Here is a 13,383-nt window from a genome sequence, read left to right on the forward strand (position 1 = left end):
GCGGGGTGGAGCGAATCGGGACGATCGGGGACGCGGCCATCGAGGTGATCGCGGCCGAGGGCATGCGCGGGCTGACGCACCGAGCCGTCGACCGGGCCGCGGGCCTGCCCGTCGGCTCCACCTCGTACTACGCGCGCACACGGGCCGCGCTGCTGGAGCTGGCCATCACGCGGATGGTCGAGCTGGACAGTGTTGAATTGGACACCGCCGAACTGGAGCCGCCGGCGGGGGGAATGGCGGAATTCCTCGCCGCGACAGTCCACTTGGCGATCACCGAGGGGCGCACGCGGATGCTCGCGCGGTACGAGTTCGCGCTGGAGGCCGTGCGCCGCCCGGAACTGCGTGCTGCGTACGACCGCGGTGGCCTGCTGCTGCGCCGTCGTTGCGCGGAGATCCTCGAGGCCGCGGGCTCCCCGGCGCCGGAGCGGCACACGCGCGTCCTGATCGGCTGGCTGGACGGGTCGATCTTCGACGCGCTGGCGGGCACCGGCTCGCTCGCCCCGCCCGGCCTCGACGAGCTGACCTCAAGCGCCCACGAACTGCTGGCTGCCCTTGGCCTGCCTCGCCCCCGGAACTCCTGAGCACGCTCTGAAGGCCACCATGAGGGTCGGATATGCCCTCATGGTGGCCTTCAGGGCACCAGCGCGGGTAGGGCTTCAGGCGTCGCGGCGTTTCAGGACCGCGGTGCCGGCCAGCAGCCCGGCCACCGCCCAGAGCAGGCAGATCACCACACCCACCCAGGCGCTGTACGGGGGCGGGCCGCCGAACAGCGGGTTCTCCGTGCCGGGCGCCGTCATCGTGTTGAGGCCGCCGAACGCGGGGAAGTAGTTCATGATCCCCTGCGAGACGTACGAGGAAAGCAGCAACGGCAACGGCAGCAGCAGCACCATCACCGTCACGACGGTCCCCACCGCGCTGCGCAGCGCGAACCCGATGCCGAGGCAGAGCACCCCGAGCAACGCGAAGTACGCGCCCATCCCGGCCGCCGTGAGCAGGGCCGTGGTGAAGGACGTCGGCAGCCCGTGGCTCCCCATCAGCAGCCCCGACACGCCCATCCCGGCCAGCGCGACCACCACGCCGTAGCCGAACAGCACCGGCACCAGCACCGCGGTCTTCGCCGCCGGGACGTGGTGGCGGACCGGCACCCACTGCAGCGTCGAACGGATCCCGCCGTTCGCGTACTCGCTGGTGACGAACAGCGTCGCCACCGCGATCACGAAGAACTCGGTCAGGTAGATCGCCCCGGCCGCCGCCATGCTGTGCGCGCCTTCCGGCCGGCTGTCACCGACCCGCTGCGAAAGGCCGGAAATGCCGCTGTACAACAGCATCATCAGCAGCCCGCCGGACAGGCACCACCAGGTGGCGCGCACGGACCAGAGCTTGGTCCACTCCGAAGCGACCGCGCCGCTGATGCCCCCGCCCCGCACTGCTTCCGTCGTGGTCATGCCGTCACCCCGTATTCGACCGACGAAGCGGTCAGCTCCATGTACGCCTGTTCCAGCGACGCCGTCCGCTCGGCCAGGCCGTGCAGCCGGACGCCGAGTTCGTGCGCGAGGTCGCCCACCTGGCCGACGGAGACGCCGTCCACCAGCAGTTCGCCGGGCTCTCCGGCCCGCGCGGCCGGGCCGAGGCGCCGGGCCAGCGCTTCGAGCTCCGCGGGCACGGGCACCTGCACGGAGACGAAACTGGTGGAGTTGCCGGCGATGAACTCGTCGACCGGCGCGTCGGCGAGCAGCTTTCCCTTGCCGATCACCACGAGCCGGCTCGCGGTCAGCTGCATCTCGCTCATCAGGTGGCTGGACACGAACACGGTCCGGCCCTCGTCGGCGAGCGAGCGCATCAGCTGGCGCACCCAGCGCACGCCGTCCGGGTCGAGCCCGTTCACCGGCTCGTCGAACATCAGCACCCCCGGATCGCCCAGCAGCGCGCCCGCGACCCCCAGCCGCTGGCCCATGCCGAGCGAGAACTGCCCGACGCGTTTGCCCGCGACTTCGGTGAGCCCGACGGTGGCGAGCACCTCCTCGACGCGCTTCACCGGGATTCCGTTGCTGCGCGCCATCGCGGTCAGGTGCTTGCCCGCGCTGCGGCCCGGGTGCAGCGACTTGGCGTCGAGCAGCGCACCGACCTCCCGCAGCGGGTGTCGCAGCTCGGCGTACGGCTTGCCGCCCACCAGCACGTCGCCGGCGGTCGGCCGGTCCAGCCCGATCACCATCCGCATGGTGGTCGACTTCCCCGAGCCGTTCGGCCCGAGGAACCCCGTGACGGCGCCCGGCGCGACGACAAACGTCAGCGCGTCCACCACCGTCTTGTCCCCGTAGCGCTTCGTCAAACCTCGAAGCGTGATCATGTTTTTCCTCCTCGATCCCCGTCTGCGATCGAGTCTGCGGCTCGCGGTGCCCCGTGGGCATCGGCCGAGCGGCCCGGGCCACCCCCGACTTTCGGCAGGGGGCGGCTCAGCGGGCGCGGCGCGTGGTGTGCCGCGTCGGGGCGGCGGTGGCGGGGTCCTCCGGCCACGGGTGCTTCGGGTAACGGCCGCGCAGGTCAGCCCGGACGGCCGCGTAACCGTTGTGCCAGAAGGATTCCAGGTCCGCGGTCACGGCGGCGGGCCGGCCGGCGGGGGAGAGCAGGTGCAGCAGCACCGGGACCCGGCCGTCGGCGATTTTCGGGGTCTCGCGCCAGCCGAAGGTCTCCTGCAGTTTCACTGCGAGCACCGGCTGGTCGCCGCTGTAGTCGACGCGGAGGTGGGAGCCCGACGGGACCTCCAGCCGGTCCGGCGCCAGCTCGTCGAGGCGGGCGGCGTCGGGCCAGGGGAGCAGGCCGCGCAGGGCCGCGCCCGCGTCGAGATTGGCGAGGTCCGCGCGGCGGCGGGCGCGGGAGACGTCGAGCCAGGTGTCCAGAGTGGACAGCAGGGCCGGATCGCCGACGTCGGGCCACGGCTCGCCCAGAACGCGGTGGAGGAACGCCATTCGCTCGCGCAGCCGGGCGCCGTCGGCAGTCCAGCGGAGCAGGCCGAGGCCCTCGTCGCGCAGGCCGGTCAGCAGCGCCTCGCGCACGAGATTCGGGTCCGGGGAGCGCAACGGCTTGGACGACAGCGTGATCGCGCCCAGCTTCCGGACGTGCCGGGCCACCACGTCGCCGTCCCAGGCCACTTCGTCCACTTCGGACACCAGGTTCGGCGCCGCCCGGACGGCCAGCGGCTCGTCGGCCGCCGCGGCGAGCCGGATCGTGCCGTGGACCCGCCCGGGATCCCGCGTGGCCTCCCCGACAGCGAGCCATTCGACGTCGCCCAGCCCGGCCCCGGTGGGCAGCTCGGCCGCGGTGCCGCCGGCCATCAGGTACACCGGCGCGGTGCCGGAACGCCGTCGCGCCAGCCGTTCCGGGTGCGCGAGGGCGACGACCAGGGCCGCGTCGGGTTTCCCACGTTCGGGGCCACGCACGAGTCCGGCCAGCCGTCGGGACTCCGTTTTCCAGCGCCGGGCGCCCTCGTCGGTCGCGGACCGCAGCCTTCGCAGCTCGGCTTCGACGTCGGTGAGCGTCGCGCCCGCGTCCAGCAGGGCGACTACCTCGGCGGCGAAGCGCGGCCCTGTTTCCGCGGCGCCGTCGAGCAGGGCGCGCGCCAGCCGCGGGTGCAGGCCGAGGTCGGCCATCCGGCGGCCGCGGGCGGTGACCTCACCGTCGGCAGTCGTCGCGCCCAGCATCAGGAGCAAACTGCGTGCCACGGCGAGCGCGCCTTCACCGGGCGGGTCCCACCAGGACAGGGCGCTGCCGTCCGGAGTGGACCAGCAGGCCAGCTCCAGCGCGAACCGCGCCAGCTCGGCCGTGCGGATCTCCGGCTCGGGGTACGCGGGCAGAGTCGCCTGTTCGTGCTCCGCCCAGCAGCGGTACGCGCGGCCCGGCGCCTCGCGGCCCGCACGGCCGGCGCGCTGCTCGGCCACAGCCGCCGACACCCGCACCGTCGCCAGGCCCGGCAGGCCGCGCCGGTGATCGACGCGGGGGACCCGCGCGAGCCCGGAGTCCACCACGGCGCGCACACCCGGCACGGTCAGGCTCGACTCCGCGACCGCCGTCGACAACACCACGCGACGCCGTTCTCGCGGTCGCAGCGCGTCGTCCTGACGGGCGGGGGAGAGACGCCCGTGCAGCGGCAGGACATCGGCATCCAGTGTGGACAGCAGGTTCGAGGTGCGCGCGATCTCCCCGGCGCCGGGGAGGAACGCGAGTACGTCACCGTCCCCTTCGGACAGTGCGCGCCGGACCGCGCCGGCCACCGCCGCCTCGGGCCGCTCACCACGAGCGGGCGCGCGGTACGAGAGCGTCACCGGATACGTGCGGGCCTCGGCCGTCACCACCGGCGCGTCGCCCAGCAGCTCGGCGAGCCGCCCGGCCGCGACGGTCGCGGAGGTCGCCAGCAGCCGCAGGTCGTCGCGCAGGCCCGCGCGGACGTCGAGGAGCAGGGCGAGCAGCAGGTCGGCGTCGAGGTGGCGTTCGTGGCACTCGTCCAGGAGCACCGTCGACACCCCGGGCAGCTCCGGGTCGTTCTGCACCCGCCGGACGAGCAGGCCCGACGTGACCACCTCGATCCGCGTGCGCGACGAAACCTTCCGATCGCCGCGCACCGCGTACCCCACCGTCTCGCCGACCGGCTCGCCCAGCAGCCCGGCCATCCGCGTGGCCGCGGCCCGGGCGGCCAGCCGGCGCGGCTCGGCCACGACGACCCGGCCGGGTGAACCGGCGAGCGCGAGCGGCACCAGCGTCGTCTTGCCCGTGCCCGGCGGCGCCACGAGGACCGCGGTGCCGTGGGCGTCGAGCGCGGCCAGGAGCGAGCGGAGCACCGCGCGGACGGGCAGGTCCGGAAGCTGTTCGGGAGGCGGGATCGTCACCGCTCGGTGACCTGCGGGGGCGGTGGCAGCGGGTAGTTCGACGGGCCGATGTTGGCCTGCAGCGACTTCAGCCACGCGCCGCTGGAGATCATGTCGCTGATGGCGTCGTCGATCGCGTGCTGGCTCTCGGTGTCGCCCTTGCGCAGGCCGATGCCGTAGCGCTCGGTCGAGAACGGCTTCCCGACCACGCGCAGCAGCTCCGGGTCCTGCGCGGCGTAACCGGCGAGGATCACCGCGTCCGTGGTCACGGCGTCGACCTGGTTCGCGAGCAGCGCCGTGACGCAGTCCGGGTACCGCGGGTACTCGACCAGCTGCACGGCCTGCGCGAACTTGTCCCGCACCATCTGCGCCGGGGTCGAGCCGGTGACCGAGCACAGGCGACGGCCGTTGAGCGTCTCCGGGCCGGTGATGTCCGTCGACTTCAGCCGCACCAGCAGGTCCTGCCCGGTGCTGAAGTACGGCCCGGCGAACGAGACCAGCTGCTTGCGTTTGTCGGTGATCGAGTAGGTGCCCACGATCAGGTCCGCCGCGCCCGAGGTGAGGTCCGACTCACGCGTGGCCGGGGTCGTCTCGTGCCAGGTGATGTGCTGCGGGTCGACGCCCAGCTTGCCGGCCACGTACTCGGCGACATCGACGTCGAAGCCGATGAACCGGCCGTCGATCGTGCGCTGGGAGAGGCCGGGGGAGTCGAAGCGGATGCCGATCGTCAGGTGCTTGCCGTCACTCGCCCGCTTGACCAGCGGGTCGCTCGCAGTGACCGTGCCCGGGCCACACGCCACGCACGTGACCAGCAACAATGCGGCCGCGAACAGGGCGCGAGCGCGCATGCCGCCTCCGTTCGCGATCGGTGATGAACTCACAAAGTTCTCAGGTCCGGCGGTTAGCCTAAGCCTGTGCGAAGACTGCCCCAACCCGTGCTCGACACCATCGGCACGCTGGCCCGGCTCGGGCTGGCGGCCGTATGGCTGATTTCGGGCGGCATCAAGCTGGCGGACCCGGGGCAGACCTACATCGCGGTGCAGGCGTACGACGTGCTGCCGCACGCGCTGGTCGGCCCCGTCGCGACCGCCCTGCCGCTGCTCGAGCTGGTGCTCGGCCTGCTGCTGCTGGCCGGCCTCGCCACGCGGTACGTGGCCGGGGTCGCGCTGGTGCTGCTGGCCGTGCTGGTCGCGGGCATCGCGCAGTCGTGGGCACGCGGGCTGAGCATCGACTGCGGCTGCTTCGGCGGCGGCGGGAGCGTGTCGGCCGGGCAGACCGAGTACCCGCAGGAGATCCTGCGCGACACCGGGTTCGCGCTGCTGGCGGTCTGGCTGCTGGTCCGCCCGCGCACGTGGCTCTCACTCGACGGTTGGCTCGGGTGGGGCCGGGAGAAGACCACCGGGACCGGGAACTCCACCGGCCCGGCGGACGACTACTCCACGAGCATCGCTGAAGGGAAATAGGAAACTGATGGGTGGAGCAGCGCGGAGCGCTCGGAAGAGTCGTCAGAATCGTCAGGGCCGGCAGCAGGCACAGGCGCAGGCGGCCAGGTCCGTCGCGCAGGCCAGGGGCACGGCGGGCGGCGACCCGAAGCGGGTCGCGATCGTCGTGGCCGCGGTCGTGGTCCTCGCCGCGCTGGTGATCGGCGGCGTGATCTGGATCAACTCGAGCAAGAACGCGACGGAGGGCGCCACCATCCAGCCCGGCGCCAGCCCGACGCTCGCCGCCGGCGTGGTGGAGAAGCGCGACGGCGTCGTGGTCTCGGTCGGCAAGCCCGGCGCGGTGAAGACCATCGACCTGTACGCCGACTTCCTGTGCCCGTACTGCGGCCAGCTGCAGAAGGACTTCGGGCCGCGGATGGAACAGGCGGTCAACAGCGGCCAGCTCACCGTGCGTTATCACATGGTGACACTGCTGAACCAGAACTCGAGCCCGCCGGGCTACTCGCTCGAATCGGCGAACGCGGCGCTGGCCGCGGCCGACTCGCAGAAGTTCACCGCCTTCCACGACGCGCTGTTCAAGAACCAGCCCGAGGAAGGCCAGCGCGGCTACGACAAGGCGCAGCTGATCAAGCTCGGCCAGGACCTCGGCATCACCGACCCGAAGTTCGCCCAGACGATCAACGCGGGCACCTACGACGCGCAGCTGCAGACCGCTTTCCAGCAGGCGGAGAACGACCCGAACCTGGCCCAGGACTTCCCGAACGGCGCGCACGGCTTCGGCACGCCGACCATCGCGATCAACGGCAAGGCGATCTCGGCCTCGGGCGACTGGCTGACCGGGGTGCTGAACGGCTCGGTCAGCTGACCCATATCGGGCCGCATCGCCCGCGCCCGGACCGCTGAGCGCAAGACCGTTTCGGGCGAACCCGAACGGCTGGCCGCGGAGGCGGATCCGGGCCCGGGCGCCCGAAGATCCGGGGTATGCGAACGAAGATCGTCTCTGCCCTGCTCCTCGTGACGAGTGTCTGCGCGCCACCGGCAGTCGCCGCGACGGTGACCGCCCGCACCGGGCCCGGCACCGTGTTCCCCGCTTCGGCCGCGACGCTCGAAGACCGGACCGCGGTCGTCTGCACCGTGCGCGCCGAGCTGGTGGACGGCAACGACAGCTGGGCGAAGCTGAGCACCGGCGGCTGGGCCCCGGCCGCGCAACTCGGGACGTTGGCCGGCGTGCCCGAGTGCGAGGGGACCGGCGCGTACCCCGCCGGCGACGACTACCCGTACCGCACCGCCCGCGCCGACAACGTTGACAGGTGGGCGTTCTACCGCGGCCAGTGCACGTCGTTCGTCGCCTGGCGGCTGGAGCAGACGCTCGGGTACTTCCACAACTTCCAGTGGCACAACGGGATTCCCGGTCATTGGGGCAATGCCGTCGACTGGGACGACAACGCGCGCAAGCTCGGCTACCGCGTCGACCGCGAGCCCGTGCCCGGCGCCGTGGCGCAGTGGGAGAGCGGGCACGTCGCGTACATCAGTGCTGTGCAAGGGAAAACGGTCACGGTGGAGGAATACAACTGGGTCACCCCGCTGGCTTACGACATCCGGGTGACGACGATGAACCGGATCAGCGCCGTCCTGCACGTGGTGCCCGGCCGGTAGTCACGGTCATCCCGCTGACCGGTACCCGGCGCCGGTGAGGTCTGGACCACCGCGCTGAACTGTGCGTTAATTCAAGACGTGAAGTTTGGTTTCTCGCCGGAGAGAACCCGAATACGCGGCGACGTCCAGCGGCCCGCGCGGGTCCCCTTCGGGTGCGGGAGGCGGTACTCCCACCGCTTCCCGTGACGGCAACCCCCTCCTCCCCGCCCCCACCGGAAGGCTCCCCATGTCCGTCAAACGACGCCCGTTCGGGCTCGTGGGCAAGGCATTGGCGTTTTTCACCGCCTGCCTCGGCCTCGCGTTCGGCTCGCCGGCCATCGCCTCACACGCCGCCGAGGCGACCCCGTTCAAGGTGCTCGCGTTCTACAGCGGCACCTACGACGCCGCGCACATCAGTTTCGAGAAGGAGGCCAACGTCTGGTTCCCCCAGCAGGCGGCGGCCAACGGCTTCACCTATTCCTCCACCAACAACTGGGACCAGCTCACCAGCATCACGCCGGACCAATACCAGGTGGTGATGTTCTACGACGACCAGCCGCAGTCGCAGGCGCAGTTCGAGGGTTTCCAGCGGTACATGAACGCGGGCGGCGCGTTTTTCGGGTTCCACGTTTCGGCGTACAACGACGATTCCACGCCCTCGTACGCGAACTGGTTCCACAATGACTTCCTCGGCACCGGCCGGTTCGTCTCCAACAGCTGGGGCCCGACCGCGGAAACGCTGAAGATCGAGAACCGCACGCACCCGTCCACGGTGAACCTGCCCGCGACCATCCAGTCCTCGGTGAGCGAGTGGTACTCCTGGCAGAACGACCTGCGGCAGAACCCGAACATCTCGATCCTGGCCTCGCTCGACCCGTCGACCTTCCCGGTGGGCGACGACCCGAACCAGACCTGGTACAGCGGGTACTACCCGATCATGTGGACGAACAAGAACTACAAGATGATCTACGCGAACTTCGGCCACAACAAGATGAACTACGACACCAACACCGCGCTTTCCTCGACCTTCGAAAGCGCCGACCAGAACAAATTCATCCTCGACGGCCTGCGCTGGCTGGGCGGCGCCACGAGTGACGGCGGCACCCCGCCGTCCGGCGGAATTTCACCGACCGCCTGGTATCCCGTGGTGAACAAGGCCAACGGCAAATGTGTCGACGCGCGTTCCGCCGCTTCGGCGAATGGCACCGTGATCCAGCAGTACGCCTGCAACGCCACGAACGCCCAGCAGTTCCAGTTCCAGCCGACCAGCGGCGGCTACGTGCGGGTGAACAACCGGACCAACCCGGCCCAGGTGATCGACGTGTCCAATGTGGCCACCACGGACAACGCCGGGCTCCAGCTGTGGGCCTACAGCGGCGGGGCGAACCAGCAGTGGCAGCCGGTCTCGGAAGGCGGCGGATACTACCACTTCGTCGCCCGTAACAGCGGAAAGTGCTTGACCGTGCCGGGCGGCTCGACGGCGGACAGTGTCCAGCTGGTCCAGTCGGCCTGCACCGGCGGGGCGGCGCAGTCGTTCCACGTGGCGTGACGTGCGTGAGTGCTGAAGCCGGTTCTTGCTGGCTTCAGCACTCACGTTTTCAATGGTTCGGGGCGCGCTCGACGATCGCCCGCAACGCCTCGACGTGCTCCAGGAACTTCGCCCGTCCTTCGCCGGTGGCCTGCACCGAGGTCTTGGGCACCCGGCCGAGGTAGGTCCGGCGCTGCTCGATGTACTCCGCTTTTTTCAGCGTCGCCAGCTGTTTGGACAGTGCGGAGTCCGAAAGGGACACTCCGTCGCGCAGGAAGGCGAAGTCGCACCATTCGGCGGCGCAGAGCACCGACATGATCGCCAGCCGCGTCGGGTCCGACAACAGGCGGTCCAGTTCCGGCGGTGTGGTCATGCGCTCGGGCGTCGCTGCGAACTCGCGACCAGTGCCTGCCCCAGCGCGAACAGTGCGGTGAACGCGGCGCCGTAGATCACGCCGACCACGGTGTTCGGGTAGTCGCGCAGCCCGACCGCGCCGGCCAGGCTGTCGGCGAAACCGGCGCCGTACTGGGCGATCAGCCACGCGCCGAGCACCCCGAGGGCCAGCACGACCCCGAAGACCCACGGGACGAACGGCTGCCGCTGCTGCACCCCGCGCATCCGGCCCAGCAGCGAAGACCGCTCGTACCGGCTGGCCACGAACACCACCACCAGCGCGAGGATGACCAGTACTGCCACCAGTTTCGCGCCGCTGAGGCTGATGAAGTCGTTCGCCGCCGAACCCCCGGCGCCCACCACGAACATCCCCGCGTACACCCACCACGGCAGCCGCGCCGCCCGCCGGGTCTGCTCCTGGTGCGAGCGGACCGACGCCAACGCCTCCGCTGCCTGCTGCTGCTCGTCCTGCTGGTTCATGACGTCCTCCCGTTGACTACTTGCCTATCTGGAAAGTACTCACTTCTTTCCGATTAGGCAAGTAGTCAGGTCGAGCGCGGTGCGGCTTGGGTGATCAGGCCGGCCGCCAGGTGGTCTGCATCCGGACCACCAGCACGGCCAGCACCAGCAAGGCGATGGCGATCAGCACCGCGGCCCACCGGCCGTCGTCCGGGGCGGTGCCCAGGGCGGCGGGCAGGATCACCAGCGAGGTGACCAGGTAGGCCAGGTGCGTGCCGGGCTCGCCGGGGTGGTCGCCGCCGAGCAGGCCGGCCACGTCGGCGACCGCCTGGACCAGCAGGGCCAGCTCGATCACAGCCAGCGCCGGCAGCACCCAGCGGCGGCGGTAGCGGCCGGCGAGCCCGGTGCCGAGCACCACGAGCCCGCCGGCCACGCACACCACCGTGGTGGTGAAGGCGAGGGATTCGATCACGCTTTCGCCTTGCGACGACGGCGTTTCGAGCCGGAGCGGAACAGCCAGGTGGACAGCCCGGTCAGCATCAGCGCCAGCGGCGCCAGGCCGAGTACGAACCACACGATCCGCCACCAGGGGCCGACCAGCCAGCCGAAGTGGGCGGGCTCGAAAACGTTCTCGTAGAACGTGTTCGCGCCCGGCTGTGGCTTCGCGTCCACATCGGACACATGCGTCGGGTCGTGGCTGTCGACGTACACCGTGTGGTCGCCGCCGAAGAAGGCACGCGCGCCGTACGGCTGGTAGCCGGGGCTCGCGATCGAGACCTGGTAGTACCCGGTTTTCGCTGTGATCAGGTAACGCACCTCGCCCGGCGTGACGGCCAGCGCTGCGGCGGCCGCCTGGTCGATCCCGATCTCGGGGGTGCCGGGTGCGGCGGGGTTCGCGGTGAACGAGTACTTGGCCGGGTCGGCGGGCGCGCCGCCGGTGATGGCGAGCCACGCGTCCTTCGCCGGCGGCAGGTAGAACGCGGCGCCGGTGACGCCCCACATCAACACGAACGGCACCGTCACGATGCCGATCAGGTTGTGCAGGTCGTAGTCGCGCGCGAACCGGCCCTTGCCGGTGCGCACGCGGAAGCCGTGCGAGAACCGCCGGAATCCCGGCCACCACACCACGATCCCGGTCACCGCCAGCAACACCATGAGCAAGCCCAGCACCACCAGGATCAGCAGCCCCCAGTTCGTGCCCGGCGGCCAGTCGAACCCGATCGACGGCACCGGCGCGGCCAGCCACGAGACGTAACCCGGATCGTTCGCGCAGGTCAGCCCGCAATCGTGCAGGTTGACCAGGAAGCCCATCACCCCGTCCTCGACCGGCGCCTCGCCGTTGATCCGCCCGGTGCCGGGGTCGACGGCGAACGCCCGCGAGTAGTCCGCGTCGCCGACCGCGAGGATCCCGCCGTCGGCGCTGACCCAGGCGGGGGAGAACTCGGGGTGGGCCGCGGCGACGATGTCACGCGCCTGCTGGAAACCGATGGGGTGCGCGCTGTCGGTGTGCCGGTAGAAGTCGCCGTGCGTGGCCCGGTAGTACTCCGGGTGGAACAGCAGCACGGCGCCGGACGTCGTCTCGAGCACCAGGAACAGGCCGAGTACCAACGAAGTCCACCGGTGCGTCAAGACCAGCGCCCGGCGGACGGGCTTGCGGCGCAGCCACCGCCGGACGTTCCCCTTACGGGCCGGGGCTGCGCGGGTCAGCTGTTCGGTACTGATGGTCGTCCCCCTCGAACTTGATCGATGTTAGGTTAGCCTTGCCTTCACTCTGAGGTAAAGCCCCTGTGATCCACGCGCCTTTCCGGCCTTGTAAAATACATTCAGGTCTGTATCTTTGTTGTCAACGCCTACACGAGGGAGTGCTGCGGTGGCGAACAAGGTGTACGTCGTCGGGGTCGGGATGACGAAGTTCGAAAAGCCCGGCCGCCGCGAGGGCTGGGACTACCCGCAGATGGCGAAGGAATCCGGCAGCAACGCGCTGGCCGACGCCGGGATCGCGTACGACCAGGTGCAGCAGGCGTACGTCGGGTACGTCTACGGGGAGTCGACGTCGGGCCAGCGCGCCGTCTACGAGCTGGGCCCGACCGGCATCCCGGTGGTGAACGTCAACAACAACTGCGCCACCGGCTCGACCGCGCTGTACCTGGCGGCGGAGGCGATCCGCGGCGGCCGCGCGGACTGCGTGCTGGCATTGGGCTTCGAGAAGATGAAACCCGGCTCGCTCGGCTCGACCTTCGACGACCGTGAGCAGCCGATGGGAAACCACATGCAGGCGCTCGCGGAGATCTCCGAGGTGCTGTTCCCGCCGGCGCCGTGGATGTTCGGCGCCGCCGGACGCGAGCACATGAAGGCCTACGGCACCACGGCCGAGCAGTTCGCGAAGATCGGCGAGAAGAACCACCGGCACTCGGTGAACAACCCGTACGCGCAGTTCCAGGACGCGTACACGCTCGAAGACGTGCTCGGCTCGCGGATGATCTACGACCCGCTGACCAAGCTGCAGTGCTCGCCGACGTCCGACGGCTCGGGTGCCGCGATACTGGCGAGTGAGTCCTATGTGGACGTCCATGGGCTGGCGGGCCGCGCCGTCGAGATCGTCGGGCAGGCCATGACCACCGACTTCGCCAGCACGTTCGACGGCAGCGCGAAGAACATCGTCGGCTACGACATGACCAAGCAGGCCGCGGCGCGCGTGTACGAGCAGTCCGGGCTCGGTCCCGAGGACTTCCAGGTGATCGAGCTGCACGATTGCTTCTCCGCCAACGAATTGCTGACTTACGAGGCGCTCGGCCTCTGCGCGGAGGGCGACGGCGGCAAGCTGGTCGACTCCGGCGAAACGACGTACGGCGGCAAGTGGGTGGTGAACCCGTCCGGCGGCTTGATCTCGAAGGGCCACCCGCTCGGCGCGACCGGGCTGGCGCAATGCGCCGAGCTGACCTGGCAGCTGCGTGGCGACGCGGACAAGCGTCAAGTCGGCGGGGTCGAAGCCGCGCTGCAGCACAACATCGGGCTCGGCGGCGCCGCCGTGGTCACCGCTTACCAGCGAGCTGTTGTTTAGGAAAGG

At 70.5% G+C, this 13,383-nt stretch carries 14 protein-coding genes; 6 read left to right on the plus strand and 8 right to left on the minus strand.

Translation table 11 applies throughout. From position 1 onward, the window contains the following. Window positions 1-62 precede the first annotated feature (62 nt). Window positions 63-581 (plus strand): TetR/AcrR family transcriptional regulator, encoded by a 519-nt coding sequence (locus OG371_RS22055; protein ID WP_329073244.1) that lies wholly within the window; start codon window positions 63-65, stop codon window positions 579-581. Window positions 582-656: 75 nt separating this feature from the next. Here OG371_RS22055 and OG371_RS22060 read toward each other — a convergent pair whose 3' ends face one another. From OG371_RS22060 to OG371_RS22075, 4 genes are all read right to left on the minus strand, one after another. After that, the gene (locus OG371_RS22060) at window positions 657-1,445 is read right to left on the minus strand and encodes an ABC transporter permease (protein ID WP_329072089.1); all 789 of its coding nucleotides are present in this window, start codon (window positions 1,443-1,445) and stop codon (window positions 657-659) included. Further along, window positions 1,442-2,347 carry an ATP-binding cassette domain-containing protein gene (locus tag OG371_RS22065; RefSeq protein WP_329072091.1) on the minus strand — a complete coding sequence of 302 codons (906 nt, stop codon included), beginning with the start codon at window positions 2,345-2,347 and terminating at the stop codon, window positions 1,442-1,444. Before OG371_RS22065 ends, OG371_RS22060 begins: the two co-directional genes overlap by 4 nt. A gap of 106 nt (window positions 2,348-2,453) precedes the next feature. Then, a complete protein-coding gene (gene hrpB / locus OG371_RS22070; protein ID WP_329072093.1) occupies window positions 2,454-4,880 on the minus strand; it encodes an ATP-dependent helicase HrpB in 2,427 nt (808 codons plus the stop codon). After that, a complete protein-coding gene (locus tag OG371_RS22075; RefSeq protein WP_329072095.1) occupies window positions 4,877-5,707 on the minus strand; it encodes a glutamate ABC transporter substrate-binding protein in 831 nt (276 codons plus the stop codon). Before OG371_RS22075 ends, hrpB begins: the two co-directional genes overlap by 4 nt. 87 nt (window positions 5,708-5,794) lie before the next feature. Here OG371_RS22075 and OG371_RS22080 point away from each other — a divergent pair, with 87 nt between their 5' ends. The 4 genes from OG371_RS22080 to OG371_RS22095 all read left to right on the plus strand — a co-directional run bounded on the left by OG371_RS22080 (window position 5,795) and on the right by OG371_RS22095 (window position 9,485). After that, window positions 5,795-6,322: a MauE/DoxX family redox-associated membrane protein gene (locus OG371_RS22080; protein WP_329073245.1), complete on the plus strand. Its 528-nt coding sequence runs from the start codon at window positions 5,795-5,797 to the stop codon at window positions 6,320-6,322. Window positions 6,323-6,329: 7 nt separating this feature from the next. Further along, window positions 6,330-7,166: a DsbA family protein gene (locus tag OG371_RS22085; RefSeq protein ID WP_329072097.1), complete on the plus strand. Its 837-nt coding sequence runs from the start codon at window positions 6,330-6,332 to the stop codon at window positions 7,164-7,166. Between the two features lie 116 nt (window positions 7,167-7,282). Next, window positions 7,283-7,957 (plus strand): CHAP domain-containing protein, encoded by a 675-nt coding sequence (locus tag OG371_RS22090; RefSeq protein ID WP_329072099.1) that lies wholly within the window; start codon window positions 7,283-7,285, stop codon window positions 7,955-7,957. Between the two features lie 226 nt (window positions 7,958-8,183). Next, on the plus strand, window positions 8,184-9,485 hold the full coding sequence (locus OG371_RS22095) for an RICIN domain-containing protein (RefSeq protein ID WP_329072101.1): 1,302 nt from the start codon (window positions 8,184-8,186) through the stop codon (window positions 9,483-9,485). 49 nt (window positions 9,486-9,534) lie between these two features. Here the strand turns inward: OG371_RS22095 and OG371_RS22100 are convergent, their stop codons facing one another. From OG371_RS22100 to OG371_RS22115, 4 genes are all read right to left on the minus strand, one after another. Beyond that, the gene (locus OG371_RS22100) at window positions 9,535-9,837 is read right to left on the minus strand and encodes a winged helix-turn-helix domain-containing protein (RefSeq protein WP_329072103.1); all 303 of its coding nucleotides are present in this window, start codon (window positions 9,835-9,837) and stop codon (window positions 9,535-9,537) included. Further along, the gene (locus tag OG371_RS22105) at window positions 9,834-10,337 is read right to left on the minus strand and encodes a hypothetical protein (RefSeq protein ID WP_329072105.1); all 504 of its coding nucleotides are present in this window, start codon (window positions 10,335-10,337) and stop codon (window positions 9,834-9,836) included. The genes OG371_RS22100 and OG371_RS22105 overlap by 4 nt, the downstream gene beginning before the upstream one ends. 94 nt (window positions 10,338-10,431) lie before the next feature. Continuing rightward, window positions 10,432-10,788, minus strand: a complete 357-nt coding sequence (locus tag OG371_RS22110; protein ID WP_329072107.1) for a hypothetical protein — start codon at window positions 10,786-10,788, stop codon at window positions 10,432-10,434. Continuing rightward, window positions 10,785-11,945, minus strand: coding sequence for a PepSY-associated TM helix domain-containing protein (locus tag OG371_RS22115; protein ID WP_329072110.1), 1,161 nt, complete (start codon window positions 11,943-11,945; stop codon window positions 10,785-10,787). The genes OG371_RS22110 and OG371_RS22115 overlap by 4 nt, the downstream gene beginning before the upstream one ends. Window positions 11,946-12,186: 241 nt before the next feature. Between OG371_RS22115 and OG371_RS22120 the strand changes: the two genes are divergently transcribed. Further along, window positions 12,187-13,377, plus strand: a complete 1,191-nt coding sequence (locus OG371_RS22120; protein WP_329072112.1) for a lipid-transfer protein — start codon at window positions 12,187-12,189, stop codon at window positions 13,375-13,377. Window positions 13,378-13,383 lie beyond the last annotated feature (6 nt).

Source organism: Amycolatopsis sp. NBC_01480, from assembly GCF_036227205.1.
Classification (GTDB): Bacteria; Actinomycetota; Actinomycetes; order Mycobacteriales; family Pseudonocardiaceae; genus Amycolatopsis.

Coding starts and splice junctions, on each gene's coding strand:
- OG371_RS22055 (WP_329073244.1), top strand. CDS start 63: ATGCGCGGGCTGACGCACCGAGCCGTCGACCGGGCCGCGGGCCTGCCC.
- OG371_RS22060 (WP_329072089.1), bottom strand. CDS start 1,445: ATGACCACGACGGAAGCAGTGCGGGGCGGGGGCATCAGCGGCGCGGTC.
- OG371_RS22065 (WP_329072091.1), bottom strand. CDS start 2,347: ATGATCACGCTTCGAGGTTTGACGAAGCGCTACGGGGACAAGACGGTG.
- OG371_RS22075 (WP_329072095.1), bottom strand. CDS start 5,707: ATGCGCGCTCGCGCCCTGTTCGCGGCCGCATTGTTGCTGGTCACGTGC.
- OG371_RS22085 (WP_329072097.1), top strand. CDS start 6,330: ATGGGTGGAGCAGCGCGGAGCGCTCGGAAGAGTCGTCAGAATCGTCAG.
- OG371_RS22090 (WP_329072099.1), top strand. CDS start 7,283: ATGCGAACGAAGATCGTCTCTGCCCTGCTCCTCGTGACGAGTGTCTGC.
- OG371_RS22095 (WP_329072101.1), top strand. CDS start 8,184: ATGTCCGTCAAACGACGCCCGTTCGGGCTCGTGGGCAAGGCATTGGCG.
- OG371_RS22100 (WP_329072103.1), bottom strand. CDS start 9,837: ATGACCACACCGCCGGAACTGGACCGCCTGTTGTCGGACCCGACGCGG.
- OG371_RS22105 (WP_329072105.1), bottom strand. CDS start 10,337: ATGAACCAGCAGGACGAGCAGCAGCAGGCAGCGGAGGCGTTGGCGTCG.